The sequence below is a fragment of the Micromonospora sp. LH3U1 genome, from assembly GCF_028475105.1.
GTDB lineage: Bacteria > Actinomycetota > Actinomycetes > Mycobacteriales > Micromonosporaceae > Micromonospora.
On the sequence record NZ_CP116936.1, the window covers coordinates 3887985 to 3908248 of the forward strand.

At 72.0% G+C, this 20264-nt stretch carries 16 protein-coding genes; 8 read left to right on the top strand and 8 right to left on the bottom strand.

Annotation, left to right across the window (positions count from 1 at the left end; translation table 11 throughout):
• Window positions 1-30: 30 nt before the first annotated feature.
• Window positions 31-1377 (bottom strand): ABC transporter substrate-binding protein, encoded by a 1347-nt coding sequence (locus tag PCA76_RS17855; protein ID WP_272611566.1) that lies wholly within the window; start codon window positions 1375-1377, stop codon window positions 31-33.
• Between the two features lie 19 nt (window positions 1378-1396).
• Entirely contained in the window at window positions 1397-2527 is a 1131-nt protein-coding gene (locus PCA76_RS17860; protein ID WP_272611567.1) for a LacI family DNA-binding transcriptional regulator, read from the bottom strand.
• A gap of 238 nt (window positions 2528-2765) precedes the next feature.
• Between PCA76_RS17860 and PCA76_RS17865 the strand changes: the two genes are divergently transcribed.
• From PCA76_RS17865 to PCA76_RS17900, 8 genes are all read left to right on the top strand, one after another.
• Window positions 2766-4094, top strand: coding sequence for a Gfo/Idh/MocA family protein (locus PCA76_RS17865; RefSeq protein ID WP_272611568.1), 1329 nt, complete (start codon window positions 2766-2768; stop codon window positions 4092-4094).
• Window positions 4095-4119: 25 nt separating this feature from the next.
• A complete protein-coding gene (gene uxaC, locus PCA76_RS17870) occupies window positions 4120-5553 on the top strand; it encodes a glucuronate isomerase (protein ID WP_272611569.1) in 1434 nt (477 codons plus the stop codon).
• 55 nt (window positions 5554-5608) lie between these two features.
• Entirely contained in the window at window positions 5609-6913 is a 1305-nt protein-coding gene (locus PCA76_RS17875) for an enolase C-terminal domain-like protein (RefSeq protein WP_272611570.1), read from the top strand.
• Entirely contained in the window at window positions 6904-8397 is a 1494-nt protein-coding gene (locus tag PCA76_RS17880) for a mannitol dehydrogenase family protein (protein WP_272611571.1), read from the top strand. The genes PCA76_RS17875 and PCA76_RS17880 overlap by 10 nt, the downstream gene beginning before the upstream one ends.
• Before the next feature lie 25 nt (window positions 8398-8422).
• A complete protein-coding gene (locus PCA76_RS17885; protein WP_272611572.1) occupies window positions 8423-9598 on the top strand; it encodes a Gfo/Idh/MocA family protein in 1176 nt (391 codons plus the stop codon).
• Between the two features lie 20 nt (window positions 9599-9618).
• Window positions 9619-10971 (top strand): pectate lyase family protein, encoded by a 1353-nt coding sequence (locus tag PCA76_RS17890; protein ID WP_272611574.1) that lies wholly within the window; start codon window positions 9619-9621, stop codon window positions 10969-10971.
• 93 nt (window positions 10972-11064) lie between these two features.
• A complete protein-coding gene (locus tag PCA76_RS17895) occupies window positions 11065-11790 on the top strand; it encodes an HD domain-containing protein (protein WP_272611575.1) in 726 nt (241 codons plus the stop codon).
• 153 nt (window positions 11791-11943) lie between these two features.
• Window positions 11944-13437, top strand: coding sequence for an FAD-binding oxidoreductase (locus PCA76_RS17900; RefSeq protein ID WP_272611576.1), 1494 nt, complete (start codon window positions 11944-11946; stop codon window positions 13435-13437).
• 152 nt (window positions 13438-13589) lie between these two features.
• On the opposite strand, the gene PCA76_RS17905 is transcribed toward PCA76_RS17900, so the two are convergent.
• From PCA76_RS17905 to PCA76_RS17930, 6 genes are all read right to left on the bottom strand, one after another.
• On the bottom strand, window positions 13590-14369 hold the full coding sequence (locus PCA76_RS17905) for an AfsR/SARP family transcriptional regulator (RefSeq protein ID WP_272611577.1): 780 nt from the start codon (window positions 14367-14369) through the stop codon (window positions 13590-13592).
• Window positions 14370-14505: 136 nt separating this feature from the next.
• The gene (locus PCA76_RS17910; RefSeq protein WP_272611578.1) at window positions 14506-15633 is read right to left on the bottom strand and encodes a hypothetical protein; all 1128 of its coding nucleotides are present in this window, start codon (window positions 15631-15633) and stop codon (window positions 14506-14508) included.
• Window positions 15634-15646: 13 nt separating this feature from the next.
• Window positions 15647-17992 (bottom strand): hypothetical protein, encoded by a 2346-nt coding sequence (locus PCA76_RS17915; protein ID WP_272611579.1) that lies wholly within the window; start codon window positions 17990-17992, stop codon window positions 15647-15649.
• Between the two features lie 11 nt (window positions 17993-18003).
• Window positions 18004-19440, bottom strand: a complete 1437-nt coding sequence (locus PCA76_RS17920) for a baseplate J/gp47 family protein (RefSeq protein WP_272611580.1) — start codon at window positions 19438-19440, stop codon at window positions 18004-18006.
• Complete coding sequence (locus PCA76_RS17925; RefSeq protein ID WP_272611581.1) at window positions 19433-19936, bottom strand: hypothetical protein; 504 nt, start codon at window positions 19934-19936, stop codon at window positions 19433-19435. Before PCA76_RS17925 ends, PCA76_RS17920 begins: the two co-directional genes overlap by 8 nt.
• 1 nt (window position 19937) lies before the next feature.
• Window positions 19938-20261, bottom strand: coding sequence for a hypothetical protein (locus tag PCA76_RS17930; protein ID WP_272611582.1), 324 nt, complete (start codon window positions 20259-20261; stop codon window positions 19938-19940).
• Between the last annotated feature and the right edge of the window lie 3 nt (window positions 20262-20264).

Here is a 20264-nt window from a genome sequence, read left to right on the forward strand (position 1 = left end):
AACAGCTCCTCTCCTCGCCTGGTGGGGCGGTCAGGCGATGGCGGACTTGCACGCTTCGATGAACTGGGCGGCGGCCTGGGCGGGCGTGGCCCGGCCGTACTGCGCGTTCTCGGCGGCCTTGATCAGCTCGGACTTGACCTTGCTGTGCCCCTTGATCGGCACCTGCGGTGACGTGCCGAACTTCTGGGTCAGCTCCGCCTCGACGGCGATGGACTGCTTCATGGCCGGGTCGGTGGCGTCGTCGCTGACCACCCGGCGCAGGTCCAGGTTGGACGGCAGACCGCGGTCGGTGCCGAGCAGTTTGACCACCTCCTGGTCGTTGTTCAGGAAGTTGATCACGTCGACCGCGACGTCCTTGTTCTTGCTGCCCTTGAACACCGACCAGTACATCGAGGCCCGGGCCCACTGCGCGCTCGGGTCACCGGGGTAGGCGACGACACCCAGCTCGTCCTTGGTGTTCTTCTTCAGGTCGGGCATCTGGTTGGCCCAGACCCAGGAGGTCGCCGACTTGCCGGTGACCACCAACTGCTTGGTGATGTCGCTGGAGTTGCCCTCGTGGATGACGTCGGCCGTCGGGGTGGCCTTCCGGTCCCGGGCGCCCTTCCACAGGTCGAACCACGTGGTCACGTCCTCGGCGGTGAAGCCCAGTTCCTTGCCCTTGTAGAGGTCCTTGCCCTGCTGGCGCAGCCAGACCCAGAACGCCTTGTAGTCAGCGCTCGGGTCCTGGGTGCCGGGCACCTTGGTCTTGGCGGTGACCTGCTCGGCCCAGGCGATGTGCTGCTCCCACGACATCCCGGTGGTCGGCTCGGGCAGGTTGTTCTTGGTCAGCAGCGTCTTGTTGTAGACCAGGCCCTGGGTGTTCTCCCCGGCAGCCAGCCCGGCGAGCTTGCCGTCGACCACGCCGTACTGCCAGAGGCTCTCGGGGAACTTGGAGGTGTCCAACTTTCCGGACTTCTGGTACGAGGTGAGGTCGAGCGTGGTGTTGCGGGCCGCGTACTCGGCGAGGTAGTTGTCGTCGATCTGGAAGAGGTCCGGCGGGTTGCCGCCGGCGGTGAGCGTGGCCAGCTTGTCGAAGTAGCCCTGGTTGGCCTGCCAGGTCTTCTCGAAGGTCACGTTCGGGTGCTTCTTGGTGTAGAGGGCCAGCGCGTCCTCGGTCAACTTGGCGCGGGCGTCGCCGCCCCACCAGAAGATGGAGAGCTTGACCGGCGCGTTCGGGTCGGCGGCGCCGTCGTCGTCTCCGCAGGCCGCGGCCCCGAACATCAGCGGCGCGGCGACGGTCACGGCGAGCAGGCCGCGCAGCAGGCGCCGCCGAGGCAGCGCGGTACGGTGGGTGCGCCCGACGGGCGCGTCAGTGGTGGGGGGCGTTGCGGGGTGCATGTGCGCTCACTCCTCGGCATTAGGAGGCGACGGCGTCACCGGTGGCCGCGGTCGGGATGCCCGGGCCCGCAGGGCAATGCGGGTCCGGGCTTTGCGGCGCGGTCAGGGGACGTGCCGGTCGGGCGTACGGGCCCGGGCCGGTCGAGTCGCGGATGACCAGGTCGGTCTGCAGCATTACCTGTGCGGTGGTACGACGAACGCCGAGCGCCGTGCCGGCACCGGACCCCCGCGCACCGCGCGGTGACTCGATGCCCTGTTGCAGCAGCATGTCGACGGCCGTCCGGCCGGCGGCCCCGGTGGGTGTGGCCACCGTCGTCAGTTTGGGGCGGGTGAGCCGGCTCAGGGCGATGTCGTCGACCCCGACGACACTCACCTCCTGCGGCACCCGGACCCCGAGCGCGTCCAGCCCTTCGATGAGGCCGATCGCCATCAGGTCGTTGTAGGCGAGCACGGCCGACGCACCGCTGCGCCGCACCTGCTCGGCGGCGGCCGAGCCGCCGATCTCGGTGGGCGGGTTCGGGCCGAGCACGGTCAACTCCGCGCCGCCAGCTCGGGCGGCCGTGCCGGCGGCTCGGCGCATCTCCCGGTTGGTCCAGGAGCTGCGCGGGCCACCGAGCAGCGCGATGCTGCGGTGACCCAGGCCGACCAGGTGCTCGATAGCCGCCCGGGCACCCTGCCCGACGTCCATCAGCACGCAGGGCAGGCCGGTCACCTGGCGGTTCACCACCACCAGCGGCACCTCGCGGCTGAGCTGCTCGATCAGGCTGTTGCTCATCCGAGGACTGCACAGCAGCACCCCGTCCACCTGTTTGGCCAGCGCGTGGACCAGCTCCTCCTCGACGGTCGGGTCCTCGTTGGTGTCGGCCACGAAGACGTGGTAGTCGCGGTGCCGGGCCTGACTCTCCGCCGCTTTGATCAGCGGCGGGAAGAACGGGTTCGCGATGTCCGCGATGATCAGCCCGATGTTGTGCGTACGACCGGTGATCAGGGCCCGGGCGGCCCGGTTCGGCCGGTAGCCCAGGTCCTCCGCACACGCCAGCACCCGGACCCGGGTCTCCGGGTTGACCAGGTGTGGAGCGGAGAACGTGCGGGACACGGTGGAGATGTGCACACCGGACGCTCGGGCGACGTCCCGGATGGTGACTGGCACGGCGGCCCCTTCGTCCGATGTGGCGGCGGTCACGTGGGTGTGGCCCATTAATGCAAACGGTTGCTCCAGTGTCAACGGTGAATGGTTACGGCTTCGTTGCGTCCACGCTCCCCTTGGTGATCTGCTGCCCCGCAAACACTGACATTTACCACCGATTGTGGTGTCGTCGTTGACGCGATCGGATCGATCGTGATTACTTCACTGCAAACCTTTGCAGGATCATCGGGGAGGCGACCGTATGTCACCGAGAGCCGACGGCCGGGTCCGGTACGCCGTCGTGGGCACCGGCGCGCGGGCGGAGATGTTCGTCCGGGCCCTGGTGCTCGACCACGCCGACACCGCCGAACTGGTCGCCTTCGCCGACGTCAACCAGGCCCGGATGGATGCGCACAACCGCTGGCTGTCCGAGCTGGGCCACCGTCCGCTGCCCACGTACCCGGCCGCCGACTTCGCCGCCATGCTGGACAAGGAACGCGTCGACGTCGTCCTCGTCACCAGCGTGGACGTCACCCACGACGAGTACGTGGTGGTCGCGCTGCGCGCCGGCCGCGAGGTCGTCACCGAGAAGCCGATGACCGTGGACGCGCCGCGCTGTCGACGCATCCTGGACGCGGTCACCGAGACCGGCGGTCGGGTGACGGTCGCGTTCAACTACCGCTACAACCCGTTGCACGAACAGGTCCGCCGGCTGCTCGCCGAGGGCGCGGTCGGCGAGATCGGCTCGGTGCACTTCGAGTGGCTGCTCGACGTCCGCCACGGTGCCGACTACTTCCGCCGCTGGCACCGCGAGAAGGCCACCTCCGGTGGGCTGATGGTGCACAAGGCCAGCCACCACTTCGACCTGGTCAACTGGTGGCTGGCCGCCACCCCCGTCGAGGTGTACGCGGCCGGCCGGCTCTTCTTCTACGGCGAGAGCGGCCGCCGGCACGGCTACGCCCGCGACTACGACCGGGCACACGGCTCCCCCGCCGCGGTCGACGACCCGTTCGCGTTGCGGCTGGACGCGCACCCCCGGCTGCGCGAGCTGTACCTCGACGCCGAGGCCGAGGACGGCTACCAGCGCGACCGCAACGTCTTCGCCCCCGGGGTGAGCATCGAGGACGACATGGCGGTGCTCGCCCGCTACTCCACCGGCGCCACGATGACCTACCACCTGACGGCGTACGCCCCCTGGGAGGGCTACCGGGTGATGGTCAACGGCAGCCGGGGCCGGCTGGAGCTGGAGGTCACCGAGAACGACTTCGTCGACCGGGGCACCGCCGGTGCGGTCAAGGGCGCCGCCCTGCACGGCACCGAGGCGCCGGCCGAGGGCGGTGGTGCGACGCTCACCCTGCGCCCGTTCTGGGCGCCGCCCCAGCAGATCCCGGTCGAGGGTCGGACCCGGCACGGGCACGGGGGCGCGGACGCCCGGATGACCGGCGTGCTCTTCGGCGGCCAACCCGACCCGCTGGACCGCGCCGCGACCGCCGATGACGGCGCGTTGGCCCTGCTCACCGGCCTGGCCGCCAACCGGTCCTTCGAGACCGGTCAACCGGTCCGGGTCGCCGACCTGCTCACCCCCCGCTGACACAGGAGACGAGGAGCCCATCCCCGTGCCGACGTTCGACCACACCGACCTGCTCCTGCCGCCCGAACCCGGCCAGCGCGCGCTGGCCCGGGAGCTGTACGCGCTGGCCGCGGCGCAACCCATCATCTCGCCGCACGGGCACGTCGACCCGGCCCTGCTCGCCGAGGACCGCCCCTTCCCGGACCCGGCGCAGCTGCTCATCGTGCCCGACCACTACCTGACCCGGATGCTGCTCAGCCAGGGCGTACCCCCGGCGGAACTGGGCGTGCCCACCCGCGACGGCAGCCCGGTGGAGACCGACGGCCGGGTGATCTGGCGACGCTTCGCCGCGCACTGGCACCTCTTCCGGGGCACCCCGTCGCGGCTCTGGCTGGAGCAGACCTTCCGCACCGTGTTCGGGGTGCAGACCCCGTTCGGCCCGGCCACCGCCGACACCCTGTACGACGAGATCGCGGCCCGACTCGCCGAGCCGGGCTTCCGCCCCAGGGCGCTGTTCGAGCGGTTCGGCATCGAGGTGCTGGCCACCACCGAGTCGCCACTGGACGACCTCGGCCAGCACGCCAAGCTCGCCGCCGACGGCTGGGGTGGGCCGGGCGGCCGGGTGGTCACCACGTTCCGCCCGGACGACGTGGTGGACATGGAGTTCGAGGGTTGGTCGACCAACGTGGACCGTCTCGGTGAGCTGGCCGGCGAGGACACCGGCACGTACGCCGGCTACCTGGCCGCGCTGCGGGCCCGGCGCGCCGCGTTCATCGCCGCCGGCGCGACGTCGTCGGACCACGGCCACCCCACAGCGCGCACGCTGGACCTGGCACCGGAGGAGGCCGAGCGGCTGTACGACCGGGGCCGGCGCGGCGCGGCCGACGCCGCCGACGCGGAGGCGTTCCGGGCGCACATGCTCGTGGAGTTCGCCCGGATGTCCCTCGACGACGGCCTGGTCATGCAGCTGCACCCCGGCGCGGTACGCAACCACAACCGCTGGCTGCACGCCCGGCACGGCCGCGACGTCGGCGGCGACATCCCACAGGCAACCGAGTACGTGCACGCGCTCGCCCCGCTGCTGGAGCGTTACGGCAACGACCCGCGGCTGCGGGTGGTGCTCTACACCCTCGACGAGGACACGTTCACCCGGGAGCTGGCGCCCCTCGCGGGTGGGTACGCGGCGCTGCTGCTCGGCGCGCCCTGGTGGTTCCTGGACTCCCCCGAGGTGCTGCGCCGGTTCCGGGAGACGGTCACCGAGAGCGCCGGTTTCTACAACACCACCGGGTTCGTCGACGACACCCGGGCGTTCTGCTCCATCCCGGTACGCCACGACGTGGCCCGCCGGGTGGACGCCGGCTTCCTGGCCCGGCTCGTCGCCGAGCGCCGGCTGCCGATGGACGAGGCGGCCGAGACCATCGTCGACCTGGCGTACCGGCTACCCAAGCGGGTCTTCAACTTTGGGCGGGCTGACCGGTGAGCGCGAGGAGTGCAGCGCAGCGGAGCCCCGCAGTCACGAACGAAAGGCAGGCTCAGTGACGGTGACCATCACCTCGGTCGAGGTGCACGACGTGCGGTTCCCGACCGCCGCCCGGGGCGACGGCTCCGACGCGATCAACCGCGGTGACTACTCGGCGACGTACGTGGAGCTGGGCACCGACGCCGGGCCGGCCGGCGCGGGGTTCACCTTCACCAACGGCCGGGGCAACGAGATCACCTGCGCGGCGGTCCACGCGCTGGCCCACCACGTGCGGGGGCGCACGATCGAGGAGATCGCGGCCGAGCCGGTGGCGTTCTGGCGCTCGCTCAGCGCCGACGTGCAGCTGCGCTGGCTGGGCCCCGAGAAGGGCGTCATCCACATGGCGACCGGGGCGCTGGTCAACGCGGTCTGGGACCTGCGGGCCACCCTGGCCGGCAAGCCGATGTGGCGGTTCCTCGCCGAACTGCCCACCGACGAGTTGGTGGCCAGCGTCGACTTCCGGCACATCACCGACGCGCTCACGCCGGCCGACGCGGCCGCCATCCTCGACAAGGGGCGCGACGGGCTGGCCGACCGGTTGGCCACGCTGGAACGTGACGGCTTCCCCTCGTACACCACCTCGGTCGGCTGGCTCGGCTACCCGGACGACAAGGTGCGCGCGCTGACCCGGCAGGCGTACGACGACGGCTGGCGGGCGGTGAAGATGAAGGTCGGCGGCCCGCTCGCGGACGACCTGCGTCGGGCTCGGATCATCCGGGAGGAGATCGGCCCGGACGCGCTGTTGATGATGGACGCCAACCAGGTTTGGGACGTCGACGAGGCAATCTCGGCGATGGCCACGCTGGCCGAGGTGGATCCGTACTGGATCGAGGAGCCGACCCACGCCGACGACATCCTCGGGCACGCCCGGATCGCCCGCGCGGTGCGCGAGCTGACCGACGGCCGGTGTCGAGTGGCGACCGGTGAGGTGGCGGCCAACCGGGTGATCTTCAAGCAGCTGTTGCAGGCCGAGGCGATCGGCGTGATGCAGGTCGACGCGTGTCGGGTCGGCGGCGTCAACGAGGTCCTGGCCGAGCTGTTGCTGGCGGCGAAGTTCGGGGTGCCGGTGTGCCCGCACGCCGGTGGTGTCGGCCTCTGCGAGTACGTCCAGCACCTGGCGATCTTCGACTACCTGCGGGTGGGCACCGGCCTGGACGGTCGGATGATCGAGTACGTCGACCACCTGCATGAGCACTTCGTCGATCCGGTGCGGACCCGCGGGGGCCGCTACCTGCTGCCGGAGCGGCCCGGTTACAGCGCCACCATGAAGCCGGCGTCGATCGCCGAGTTCCGCTTCCCGGACGGTCCGGCGTGGCGGTGACCGTCGGCGCCTCCCGGCTCGGCCTGGGCATGCTGCGCCGGCTGCCCGCCGAGGCCCGTCCCCTGATCCGCCCGGGGACCGTGCCGGCCGGTGTCGTGCATCTGGGGTTGGGCGCGTTCCACCGGGCGCACCAGGCCGTCTACACCGAGGCGGCGATCGGCGCGGCCGGCGGCGACTGGGGCATCGTGGCCGTCGCCCCGCGCAGCACCGCCATGGTCGAGGCGCTCACCGCGCAGGACAACCTGTTCAGCGTCAGCACCCTCTCCGCCGCCGGCAGCGCCACCCGGGTGGTGGGCGCCCTGAGCGGGGTACGGCACGCGGCCAGCGACCCGGACGCCGTGGTGGCGTTGCTCGCCGACCCGGCGGTGCGGGTGGTGACGCTGACCGTCACCGAGAAGGCGTACCAACTCGACCCGGTGACCGGTCGGTTGTCCCCGGATTCGGCGCTCGCCGCGGACCTGGCCGGTGGCCGTCCGCCGAGCACCGTGCCGGGGCTGTTGCTGCGCGGGCTGGCCGCCCGGGCCGCCGCGGACGCCGGGCCGGTGGCTCTGGTCAGCTGCGACAACCTCCCAGCCAACGGCCGACGACTGCGCGGAATGCTGGACCAGGCGGTCGGCCGGGCCTCCGGAGTGCCCGCCGGGCTGGTCGAGTGGGTGGCCGGCAACGTCACCTGCCCGGGCACCATGGTGGACCGGATCGTGCCGGCCAGCACGCCGGAGACGATCGAGGCGGCAGGCCGGGCGCTCGGCGTGACCGACCTGGCAGCGGTGGCCGCCGAGCCGTACGCGCAGTGGGTGATCGAGGACGACTTCCCCGGTGGCCGGCCGGGCTGGGAGCACGCCGGGGCGGTGCTCACCGACGACGCCGGCCCGTGGGAGCGGTTGAAGCTGCGCGCTCTCAACGGCGTGCACTCGGCCGTGGCGTACCTGGGTGCGTTGGCCGGTCGGGAGACGATCGCCGACGCGCTGGAGATCCCGCACCTGGGCGACGTGCTGCGTCGGCTGATCGCCGAGGACGTCGCGGCCAGCTTCACCCCGCCGGACGGGGTCCGGGTGGTCGACTACGGCGAGCAGGTCCTCGCCCGGTTCGGTAACCCGGCGATCCGTCACCGCACCCTGCAGGTGGCGATGGACGGCTCGCAGAAGCTGCCGCAGCGGGTCCTGCACACCATCGTCGACCTGCGCGCCGCCGGCCGCTCCGCGCGTTGGGGCGCACTGGTGGTGGCCGCGTGGCTGCGTTTCGCGCTGGGCCACGCCGACGACGGGCATCCGTTGCCGTTCCAGGACCCACTGGCCGGGCCGATCCGCGCCGCACTGGGCGCCGGCACGCAGAGCCCGGCGGGCGCGGTCGACGCGGTCTTCGCGCTGCGCGACGTCTTCCCGGTCGAGGTGGCCGAGGACGACGAGGTTCGCGCCGACGTGATCGCCTGGCTGACCGCGCTGCAACGGCACGGCGTCGAGGCCACCCTGGCCGGTGCCCGGTGACCGGGCCTGCGCTGGCCGGTGCCCGGTGACCGGGCCGACGTCGCCGCCCCGGGTGGCGGTGATCGGCGCGAACGGGCACGGACGCTGGCACCGGCGGGTGCTCGCGCCGCTGCACGCCGCCGGACGGTTGCGGCTGGTCGCCCTGGTCGACGTCCGGCCGGTGGAGGACGATCCGGCGGCGCCGGTGCCGCCCGGCGTCGAGGTGTTCACCGACCACCGGGTGATGCTCGCGGCCACCCGGCCGGAGGTGGTGGTGATCTGCACGCCGCCACACACCCACCTGGCGATCGCCCGCGACGCCCTGGCCACCGGTGCGGACCTGCTGCTGGAGAAGCCGCCGGTGCTGTCGCTGGCCGAGCACGAGGAGCTGACCTGGGCGTTGGCCGCCGCCGGCCGGGTGGCCCAGGTCGGCTTCCAGGCGCTCGGCTCGGCGGCCCTCACCGCGCTGACCGACGCGCTGGCCGCAGGCCGGCTGGGCACGGTCACCGGCATCTCCACCGTCGCCGCCTGGCAACGGCCGGACGCCTACTACGCCCGCTCCCCCTGGGCCGGTCGACGGAGTCTCAACGGTCGGCCGGTGCTGGACGGCGCGCTGGCCAACCCGCTCGCGCACGCGGTGATGCAGTGCCTGGCGATCGCCGAGGCGCTCGGTGGGGCGACGCCCTGGCCGGTCGCGATCGAGGTGGAACGCTACCGGGTCCGGCCGATCGAGGTGGAGGACACCGCTGTGCTGCGGGTCCTGTTCCGCGCCGGCCCACCCGTGCTGGTGGCGGTGACCCTGGCCGCCGAGGAGTTCGTGGCGGGCGAGGTGGTGGTGACCGGTTCGGCGGGGCAGGCGGTGCTGGAGTACCCGACCGACCGGTTGCGGCTGCCCGGGGACGTGGTGACCCGCCGCGTCCCGGGGCGGCAGGGGCTGCTCGAAAACCTCCTCGCACACCGGGTCGACCCGGTGGGGGTGCCGTTGATCGCCCCGCTGGCCCGTACCGCGCCGTTCACCGCGCTGCTGGACGCGTTACGGGCCGCGCCGGAGCCCCGACTGCTCGACGGCGACCTGGTGACCGCGGTGGGCGAAGGCGGGGACCGGGTCCGCCACCTGCGGGGCGTGGTCGACGTGCTGCGTCGGGCCGCCGCGCGGGGCGCGCTCCCGAGCGAACTGGCGGTGCCGTGGGCAGCCGCCGCGTACCGCGCCGAGCTGGCGTGATAGCAGAATGGAGAGAGTCGATGCGCAGAATCCTCACCGGCGCTACGGTGATCGCGCTCCTGCTCGGTGCCGCCCCGGCCACCGCCGCTGCCCGCCCCGACGTCCCGTCCGCCGATCGGCTCTCCTGGTTGGCCCGTCAACTCGGCCGGCAGGCCCTGCCCGAGCGCGACGGATGGGCGGCCGAGGGCCCCGGCACCAGCGGCGGCTCGGCGGCCACCCCCGAACGGACCCGGGTGGTGCACAGCCGGGCCGAGTTGGTCGCCGCGCTGGGCGGTGACAACGCCAGCAACGCCACCGACGCCACGCCGAAGCTCATCTACGTCGACGGCGCCATCGACGGCTTCGAGGGGCCCGACGGTGCGCCGCTGAGCTGCGCCGAGCTGGCCGACCCGGCGTACGGGTTGGACGCCTACCTGGCCGCGTACGACCCGGCGGTGTGGGGACGGGTGCCACCGAGCGGGCCACTGGAGGAGGCCCGGGTGCGCTCGGTGACCAACCAGACCCGGCAGACCCAGGTGAACGTCGGCCCGAACACCACGATCGTAGGGCTGCGGGGTGCTCGACTGAGCGGCCTCACCCTGATGATCGACCGGGCGTCGAACGTCATCGTCCGCAACCTGACCTTCGTCGACGCCCGGGACTGCTTCCCCGCCTGGTCACCGACCGACGGCGAGGCCGGCAACTGGAACAGCCAGTACGACCAGATCTCCGTACGCCGCAGCGAGAACGTCTGGGTCGACCACAACACCTTCACCGACGGCGACAACCCGGACAGCGCCCAGCCGGTCCACTTCGGCCGGCCGTACCAGGTGCACGACGGGTCATTGGACATCACGCACACCGCCAGCCTGGTCACCGCGTCGTGGAACCGCTTCACGGGACGCGACAAGCTGATGCTGATCGGCTCGTCCAACACGGTCGGACCGGACGTGGGGCGGCTGAAGGTCACCCTGCACCACAACCTCTTCGACAGCGTCCTGCAACGGCTGCCCCGGGTGCGCTTCGGTCAGGTCGACGTCTACAACAACCACTACCGGCTCGGTGGGGACGACTTCCAGTACGCGCTCGGCGTCGGCGTCCAGTCGGCGATCTACGCGCAGAACAACTTCTTCACCCTGGACGCGACGGTCGACCCGGCCGACCTGCTCTACGACTGGGGCGGCACCGCGCTGACCGAGCGGGGCTCCTGGGTGCGCCAGGGCGGCGGCCTGGCACGACCGGTCGACCTGCTGGCGGCGTACAACGCGACCCACGATCCCGACCTCGGGGCCGACGCGGGCTGGACGCCCGCCCTGCGCCGCGACCCGGTCCTGCCGGCCCCGTTGGTCCCCCTCCTGGTGGACCCTCTCGCCGGCGCCACCGTGATCAGGTGATCATCGAGCCGTTCTGGTAGTCGGCCGGAACTTGCGGTCGGGTCGGCGACGTACGGGCTCATCGATGTGGTGAAGATCGGCTATAAGTGACGCATGGACTTCCCGCCGCACCTGGGCAGCATGCCGATGCACGCGATCACCGAGATCCACGGCGAACCGGGCCTGCTGGAACGTTTCCGGTTGGAGGTCCAGCAGTTCGACGATGCCGCCCGGACACGGCTGACCGCCGCGCTCGACCTCGCCGCCGAGCTGCACCGTGACGACCGACGCGTTCGCGAGCCGTACCTCAATCACCTGCTGCGGGTGGCGATCCGGTTGATGCACCACTACCAGGTGCGTGACGTGGACGTGATCGTCGCCGGTCTGCTGCACGACGCGGTGGAGGACCACCCGGCCGAGTTGGCCGACGGCGACCCGGGGGCCGACCCGACCGGTGCCGCGCTGGCCGCGCTCGCCGCGCGGTTCGGGCCGCGGGTGGCCACCCTGGTCGCCGCCGTCACCAACCCGGTGTACGACCCCGAGCGGGACCGCAACGCGCAGTACCGGGAGCACCTGGCGGTGAGCCTGGACCGGGAGCCCTGGGCCCGGGTGATCAAGGTGTCGGACTTCACCGACAACGGCGTGGGGGTGATCCACACGGTCGGGCCGAAGGTCGTCTCGTCGGCCCGGAAGTACCGGCCGCTGGTGCCGCTCTTCCGGGACCTGATCGGCCGGCCGGACACGCCGTTGTCACTGGCGGTGAAGCGGCACATCTTCGGTCAGCTCGACCTTGCCGAGGAGCGGTTCAGCGCCATCCTGGACCAGCCCGCCCCGAACTGACCGACCCGGCGCCGCATCACCCGACCGGGTTCCGTGACAAGTTCTCAGATCTTCGAAGAAGCCTCCAGCATTACGGTTGGTTTGCGCCGAATGAGAGGGAAAGTCCCTCTTGGTTCACATTCTCGGCGTGACACCGATCGAGAGGATTCGACCATGCGCGACCTTTCTCGTCGCGATCTGCTCAGGGCGACGGCCGTCGGCGCCGGAGCGGTCGCTCTCCCGAGCATGATCGCCGGCAGTTCGGCAATCGCGGCCGATGGTCCCGCGTGGCCCTCCGACGCGAAGTACCCGCCGGCGGAGCTGACCGGCCGCATCGTCCGCCCCCAGAGCCCCAACTACGCGAGTGCGAGCCTCGGCTGGGACGAGCTGTTCGTTCACTATCCGCTGGTCATCGTCTTCGCTCAGGAGACCCGGGACGTGGTCAACGCCCTCACCTGGGCGCGGCAGAACAACGTCGCGCTGCGGGTGCGCAGCGGCCGCCACAGCCTTGAGGGCTGGTCGAACGTCGACAACGGCATCGTGATCGACGTCAGCGAGCTGAAGGATGCCCACATCGACCCCGCCAGCCGCACCGCCCGAGTCGGCGCCGGGCTCAACCAGTCGGAGGCGGTGACCGCGCTCGGGGAGTACGACCTGGCGGCGACGACGGGAACCGAGGGCACCGTGGGCCTGTCCGGCGCGACCCTCGGCGGCGGCTTCGGCTTCCTGACCCGCTATCTCGGCATGGCCTGCGACAACCTGATCGGAGCGGAAATCGTCGTCGCGGCCGGCGCCGACGGCGCGAAGGTGCTCGAGGTGGACCCGTGGAACCACTCGGACCTGCTCTGGGCGCTGCGCGGAGCGGGAAACGGCAACTTCGGGATCGTCACCTCACTGACCTACAAGGTGGCCCCGCTCAAGAGCGTCGCCTACCTGCAGGCGACCTGGGAGGGCCTCGACGACCTGCAGGGGGTCTTCGACTTCTGGCAGCGCAGCGCCCCGTTCGCCGACCCCCGCCTCGGCAGCCAACTCGAGGTCCACCCGAACGAGATCCTGCTGTTCGGGGTGCTCGCGGAAGGCTCGGAGGCGGAGGCCAGGAAGCTGCTGGCGCCGATCCTCTCGGTCGGCAACCCCACGGTGACGGTGCAGATCGGTGGTTGGAGCGACACCTACGCCGGCTTCCAGATTCCGACCGAGGACGAGCCCGCGAACTGGAAGTTCTTCTCACAGTTCACCCGCGAACCGTTCCCGCAGAAGGCGATCAGCGTGATTCGCGCGTTCATGGAGGACGCGCCTTCCGCCGACAGCAACTTCTTCACGCAGGCCTTCGGCACTGGGGCGCAAAGGCGGGAACCGTTCGGTGGCGCGGCGTTCCCGCACCGCGACGCACTCTTCTACTCCGAGCCCGGCGCCGGCTGGGGCACGCGCGGAGAGCCGGACAGCGGTGACGCCGTCACCCCGATCGCCCAGACCTGGATCGCCGAGTTCAGCCAGGCGCTGCGGCCCTACGTGGACGGCGCCTACGTCAACGTGCCGAACATCGGGATGGCCGAGTGGGAGACCGCCTACTGGGGACGCAACTTCGACCGGCTGCGCCGGATCAAGGCGAAGTACGACCCCCACAACGTCTTCCAGTACGAGCAGAGCATTCCGCCCGCAACGCACTGACCCGGGCGGTGGGCAAGGCGGGCCACCGCGCCGACCCCACCACCCACCACCCCCGGTCACCGCCTTTGCTCTGCTTCAGCGGAGGCAACACTGAGCGGCCCTTACTGTTGCCTCGGTTGAAGCAGAGCAAAGGTGGCGCGGGGGTAGGTCGGTCACGGATGCTGGGCTGCACCGCCGGCCATGCCGGCCCGCACCAGGTGCTCCAGCCAGGGGGTCGGGGCGACGCCCAGCTCCCGACCCAGGTCGGCGCGGAACAGCTCGAACCGTCGTACCGCCTCGTTGATGTTGCGCTCCGCCAGGTGCACGGCGATCAACGTGCGGGTGGCGCTCTCCCGCAGCGGCTCCAACTGCACAGCGGTCAGCGCCACCTGCACCGCCTCGCTGAAGCGGCCCTGCGTGGTGAGCCGCTCGGCGAGGGCCTCCAGCGCGTACAGCTGCGTCTGGCGGAGCCGTTCGCGCTCGGTCAGCACCCAGTCGTCGTACCAGCCGGGCAGCAGCTCGCCGGTTGCCAGCACCGGCACGCCGGGACCGCCGCCAACCGGTGACCCGCCAGCCAGCAGTGTGGTGGCCGCCGCGCCCAGGGTGGCCACGTCGCTGGTCACCCCGGCGGCCAGGGTCAGCCGGTCGTCCTCCTCCACCAAGGGCTCGGGGGTGACCCGGTGCAGCCGCCAGAGCATGGTCCGCAGGTTGGCCCGGGCCCGCTCCTCGTGCGAGCCGGGCCAGAGCGTGCCGGCGGCCTCAGACCGGGCACACCGCTGGCGTACGCCGAGGTAGGCCAGCAGTCGGCGAGCACCCTGCGGCACCGCCACCAGCCGCCCGTCGCGTTCCAACCCGAACCCGCCGAGCAGCCGCAACGCGTACCGGGGAGGCTGCCCCGCGTCGGTCTCCGGCGCCCCGGTGCGAAGCTCGTGCGTTACCTCGTGAACAGCCATGCATGCGCCCTTCGCACCGATCGCCCCGTGGCAGTTCCACGGTCGGGTGTGGACGATCGACACGCCAGCGCAGTGTCGTCACACCGACCCGGCGAACGGCGTGGATCAACCGTTCGCCGGATTCGGTACCGGCCGTTCAGCGCAGCTTGCTCAGCGTCCGGGCGTACCCGGTCCACTCGGCGGCGTCGCCGGCCTCGGCGCGTACCCCTGCTTCCTTCATGATGCCGAGCACCCGCTCGGCCGGCGTGTCGGCCAGCTTGCCGAGCGTGCTGATCCCGGCGCGGGTCAGCGCCGCTCGGGCCTTGGTCGGCACCCCGGCGAGCATGGCGATGTCGGCGTCCCCGACGTTCTCCAGCTCGGTCTCGATGCCGAGCGCGGCGGCGACCGCCGACTGGGCGCCGACAGTGGTCCGGACGATGGCCGCCTCCCGCTCGCTCACCTCGCCGAACATCGCGTCCACGCTCTGATAGGCGGTCTCCGCCGGCAGCACCTTGAGCACGTCGCGGACCGTCCGGCCGTCGGCCAACTCATCCTCGCCGAAGGAGCGGATGAACTCCGTCAGCTTCACCTCGCGTGGGAAGCGCTGCCGGACGTCCCCGTTCTCGGCCGCGTACCGCTCCAGATAGGCGGCGCCCCGGACCTTCGGGCCGGCGACCACGTCCACGCCGAGGGTCTCCACGGCGGGCAGCACGATGGTGCCGGCCTTGGTCTGCCAGATGCTGACCTTCTTGTCCAGGAACATCGTGGTGCCCATGTACTTCCCGAAGTCGAGGGTGCTCATGTAGTTGGGGATCTGTTCGATGTGCATCGGGCCGCCCTCGACCCTGTTCTCGTGCACCGTGGAGTGCAGTCGGTTGATCTCGGCGCGGATCTCGTCGAGCAACCGGCGCAGGCTCACCCGCATCACCGCCATGCAGGAGAACGCCTTGGCCAGGTCGGTGCCGAGGTGGTCCAGGTCGTGCTCGATGCGGTGGAAACGTTCGTTGAAGCCCTGCTCGCCGGGGGTCTGCCCGGCCTGCACCACATCCTCGCCGTCGACCCAGTCCGCGTGGGCGAAGGTGCGGGCGAACGGCGGCGGCGCACAGCCGGGCTCCACCGCCGGGAACGACTCGGCGTAGTTGAACACCCGCTTCGCGGTGCCCACGTTCTCGTAGATCCAGGACGAGACCAGCACACTGGCGTCCGTCTGCGGGATGCCGTGTTCGGTGAACATCCGGTAGAGCTCGGTGACGGTCAGCCCGTCGTAGTTGATCTCGCTCGCCATGATGATGTCCCTCTCAGAGCTGGTCGTACACGCCGCGGTGCCGGCGTTGCTGGAAGGTGCGGTAGGTCCGGGCCACCGCCGGGCGCAGCGGCTCGGCGGCGCCGTCGGCGTCGAGGTCGACGTGGTCACGGCGAATGCCGAACGTGTTGATCTCCACGCCGAGCGGGCAGACCCTCGTCAGCGCGTTCATCAGCCGCTCGTACTGCGCCAGGGTCAACGTCACCCCGTCGGGCAGTTCCACCCGGAACTCGTAGGGGTCGGTCAGGCCGGTACGCACATAGGCGAGCGCCACCACGGCGACCAACCCGGCGTGGGTGGGCCGCAACGTGGTCCGCGCGCCCACTGCCTTGATCTCCGCCGTGCCGCCGCCGAGCCCGACCGTGTACCAGCGGAACCCGGTGGCCCGGCGCTCGGACAGGTTCAGCCCGGCCTGCGGCAGACCGATGAGGCTGCACACCAGCAGCACCCGGTTGCCGGTGTCGACGAGCGGCAGCGCGGCGGCGAGGTGCTGGTCGCGTAGCAGCCCGACCAGCCGAGCCAGCCGGTCGCCGGCGGCCGGCTGCCCGGCGATCAGCGCGCTGGCCAGCGCCGCCGGCAGCTCGATGGTCTCCACCAGCTCGTCGGGAAGCCGGTTCAGCGCGGCCACCACCGGCGCCGGATCCCGTACCGCCGGCAGGCCGGCGGCGGCGAGCACCTGGTCCACGGGCTGCCCGGCCGGCCGGGTCGGCACCGCCGCCCACCGGGTCCGGGCCGCCGCGTCGGTCAGCTGTGCCCATCCCGGCTCGCCACCGCCGGTCCAGGCGGCCGCGGCTCCGGCCAGGGCGGACAGCAGCAGCGCGTTGCCGCCCGGGTCGCCCGGCGCGTGGAACTGCGCCTCGACCGCCGTGTCGGCGCCGACCGCGGCGCTCACCGGCGCGGTCACCGCCAGCCCTCTCGTGGGCAGGTGGGACAGGTACACCGAGGCGGTGCTGATCCGGTGGACGGTCTGCAACCCGCACACCTGCCACAGCCACGCCAGCGCGCCGTCGGCGCCGACCGTGGGCACGCCACGCGCGCGGGCGGCGGCGATCAACGCCTCGGCGGTACGGTCGTCGGTGGCCGCCCGGCCGGTGTCCAGCACACGGTTGCGCAGGTCGGTGGCTTGCGCACCGGTCGGCGGGGTGATGTCCACGCCGAGACCCAACTCGTAGCGGCTGGCACCGGCGTCGTCCTGGGCCCGGGTCACCTGCCACACGACGGACGAGCCGAGCGCCCGACAGACCCGCCCCGCCCGGTCCAGGGCGGCGGCCAGCGGCGGCGCGACGCCGTGCGCGCTGCCGAAGGCGTACGACTGGCGCAGGCTGGCCCGCAGCGCGGTGACCTCGGTCAACCGGCTGGCCGGTGACGCCCGGCCGGCGTGCACGGTGTTGTTCGGCGGTGTGTTCGCGGGCAGGACGAGGCGGTCCCGGCGCAGTTGGGCGAGGAAGTTGGTGCGGTGTTGCGGATCACCGGCGGCGACCAACCGGATCGCCACCGCGAACCGGTCGTCGTCCTCGCGCAGGGTGAACCGTGCGCCGCCGGGCAGGTCCGCGAAGAGCCCGGCATTCGGGTCGGTGTCCCTGCCGGGGCCGTTGAGCAGTTGGCGCACCGCACCCGGAGTGGGCAGCAGGAACCGCCGGTAGAGCCCGAGCCGGTGGGCGTACGCGGGGTCCGGCTCGCGGGCCGGCGGGGCCAGCCGGCGGGCGTAGACCTCCCCGCTGGCCGGCTCGTGCACCAGTTCGTCGACGAAGCGGGCCACCCCGACGTCCGCGCCGATGCGGTCCAGCGCGTCGCGCCGCGCGTGGGCCAGGGTCCGGTACGCGTGCACCTCCCGGGCCGCGCGGCGCAGCCGGTGCTTCTCGTACGACGTCAGGTAGAGCAACCGGCCCAGGTTGCCCTCCACCACGGCCAGTTCGACCAGGGCGGTGAGCGCCGCACCGGTGACCGCCGTGGCGGCGGCGGCGTCGACGGCGCGCTCGGCCTTCACGGCGACGGTGAACGACGCGACCAGCGGCTCATCGGCGGTGTCCGGCACGTACGCGGGCACCGACGCCCCGGCGGCCGACCAGGGCGCGAAGACCACCGGGGGCAGCACCCGCTCGGCGGTGCCGCCCGGATCCACGGTGACCGTCACCCGGACGGTCTCCTCGACGAGGTCGCGGCGCAGCACCACGGTGAGCAACGGGTGGCGGCTGGTCCAGTCCACCGCGGCGGCGCCGGTGGTGGCGATCGGCACGACCACCCGCCGGACGGTCCCCGGATAGGGGCCCTCCAACTGGTCGACGAGGTTTCGTTCGACGGACGGGTCGGCCCCGTCCACGGGTACCCGGATGTCGGTCATCGCGCCCCCGCTCAGACGATCCGGAACGGCCGGGGGTCGTCCCGGTCGACGTAGACGGGCACCTGGTTCGCGGCGAGCACCGCGTTGTCGCCGACCGGCAGCCGCTGCACCCCGTCGCCGGTGGGCACGCTGCCGGTCACCACCACCGCCGAGTCGGCCGGGAAGCGGACCAGCCGCAGCGAGCGGACGTCCGCGACACCCGGCTCGTTCATCAGCGTCCAGATCACCTCGGCGGCGCGGACCGGCTCGCCGAACGGCAGCTCGTCGACGTAGCGGCGCAGTCGGGCGTGCAGTCGGGCGCGCAGTTCGGTGGCCGCGGTGGAGGCGTTCACCGTCTCCTTCGAGCCGGTGGGCAGCGGCAGGCCACGGATCACCAGGTCGGCCTCGACGCCGATGCCCACCTCGTCGGCCCGGTCCACCGAGGCGAAGATGCCCACCGGGCGCAGGTCCTCGATGACCGACTCGACGGCGGCGTGCAGCCCGTCCGGGCCGTCCCAGATGGCCGCGGCGGTGGGCGCGACCAACACCGTGACGTAGTACGGGTTGCCCAGGTCGCGTTCGGTGCTGAAGACCCGTTCGATGAAGTTGAAATTGCCGAAGATGGACTGGTTGAGGTCCAGCCCGCCCCGCCCGTCGAAGACCTGCACCTGGCGTACGCCGGGCACGGTCGCGACGGCCAGGCCGATCGCCTCGGCCGTCCAGATGGAGCGGGGCGCGGCCAGCAGCAGTTGGCGGTAGCGGGCGTCGGGGACCTGCTGTTCACCCCCGGTCAGCGCGACGGTGTGGGTGATGTCCACCAGTTCCTTGCCGGCGGCCTGCTCGGCGTCGTCCAGGTCGGCCAGCAGGGTGTCGGCCCGGTTCCACCGGTCGATCTTCTGGCTGGGCTGGGCGGGGTCGAGGTTGTGCGCGGGGCCGGGGTAGAAGGCGGCGACGGCCGGCACGCGTTCGCCGACGGCGGCGGAGAGCACCACCGTCTCGTCCAGTGCCACGTGGTGCCCGCCGGGTGTGGACAGCCGGGCGCCCCGGGGCAGCGTGAGCTGGGTGCGGCCGGTGGGTAGCGCCGCCTTCAGTTTCAGCTTCACGGTGCCTCGCGCCGGCAGGTACGGCCGGGGTATGCCGAGTTCCTCGCCGAGGCGGGTCAGCGCGTCGGCGGTCGCCGACACCACGTACGAGTTGTCGTAGACCGCGCCGAGGGCCGCCCACAGCCGGGCGTCCTCCAGCGCGGCCAGTTCCAGCACCTTACGCAGCACGGCGCCGCTGGTCAGGTCGATGTCGTCGCCGAAGAGCAGTCGGGCGGTGGCCAGCTTCTCGGCGAGCAACCGGGCGAAGGACTTCGGCACGAAGCCGCTCTCGACGATGCCGAAGCCGGTCGAGCCGGTGGCCCGCAGCGCGGCGGCGTCGACGGCCAGGACGTCGGCCAGCTCGGCCGGAAGGGTGGGATCAGACACTGGGTAGCTCCCCGAGATGCACCGAGAGCCGGTCGTCGGTGATGGTTTCGAACTGGACCTGCACCTGCAGGGTGCGAGAGGCACGGAGTGCGGACCGGGCCGCGTCGTCGGTGCCGTTCGCGCCGAGCCGACCGTCGTCGAGGTTGACGTCGACGATCTTGCGGACGCGAGGGTCGCGGTCGAGCAGCGTGATGATGCCGATGCGCACCTGCTCGCGGATCAGGTTGGGCTCGATCTGCTCGGCGAGGGCGTTGAGACCGTCGAAACCGAACGTGGCGTCGAAGACGTTCGAGCCGCGCAGCGTGGTCAGTGCCACCGCGAGACTCTGGGCCACGTTCTCGGTGCCGGCGACGAGGGCCAGCACCCGGCCGTTCGGGCCGTCGTCGAAGACGACGTCGCGGGCCAGGTCCACGCCGGGCATGGTGGGTTCGAAGGCGAGCCCCCAGCCGAGGTAGCGGCGCTGGGCGGCCTGCCGTTCCCGCTCGGTCCGGTCCACCTCAGGCCGCCTTCAGCTTGCTCTGCCCGGCGCTGGCGGAGAGGCCGGGGCTGGAGCCGTCGGTGGCGCCGCTGAGCGAATCCAGTGCCACCCCGGCACCGCCGACCTTGAGCTTGCTGGCGGCTCCGGTCGCCGTGGTCACCGTGCTGCACTGCTTGGTGGAGTTGCTGGTGGTGATGGTGCACCCGGCCACCGACTTGCCGCTGATTCCGTCCGGCCGGGTCACCGCGATGTGGTCGACAGTCAGCTTGCCCTGCCCGGCCGGAGAGACCTTCCCCTGGTTGGGGCAGTGCACGTCGCTCGACGTGGTGAGCACGAAAGCCATGTC

Excerpts from the sequence above, each read along its gene's own strand:
- PCA76_RS17855 (WP_272611566.1), bottom strand. The coding sequence starts at position 1,377 with ATGCACCCCGCAACGCCCCCCACCACTGACGCGCCCGTCGGGCGCACC.
- PCA76_RS17865 (WP_272611568.1), top strand. The coding sequence starts at position 2,766 with ATGTCACCGAGAGCCGACGGCCGGGTCCGGTACGCCGTCGTGGGCACC.
- PCA76_RS17890 (WP_272611574.1), top strand. The coding sequence starts at position 9,619 with ATGCGCAGAATCCTCACCGGCGCTACGGTGATCGCGCTCCTGCTCGGT.
- PCA76_RS17895 (WP_272611575.1), top strand. The coding sequence starts at position 11,065 with ATGGACTTCCCGCCGCACCTGGGCAGCATGCCGATGCACGCGATCACC.
- PCA76_RS17900 (WP_272611576.1), top strand. The coding sequence starts at position 11,944 with ATGCGCGACCTTTCTCGTCGCGATCTGCTCAGGGCGACGGCCGTCGGC.
- PCA76_RS17905 (WP_272611577.1), bottom strand. The coding sequence starts at position 14,369 with ATGGCTGTTCACGAGGTAACGCACGAGCTTCGCACCGGGGCGCCGGAG.
- PCA76_RS17910 (WP_272611578.1), bottom strand. The coding sequence starts at position 15,633 with ATGGCGAGCGAGATCAACTACGACGGGCTGACCGTCACCGAGCTCTAC.
- PCA76_RS17915 (WP_272611579.1), bottom strand. The coding sequence starts at position 17,992 with ATGACCGACATCCGGGTACCCGTGGACGGGGCCGACCCGTCCGTCGAA.
- PCA76_RS17930 (WP_272611582.1), bottom strand. The coding sequence starts at position 20,261 with ATGGCTTTCGTGCTCACCACGTCGAGCGACGTGCACTGCCCCAACCAG.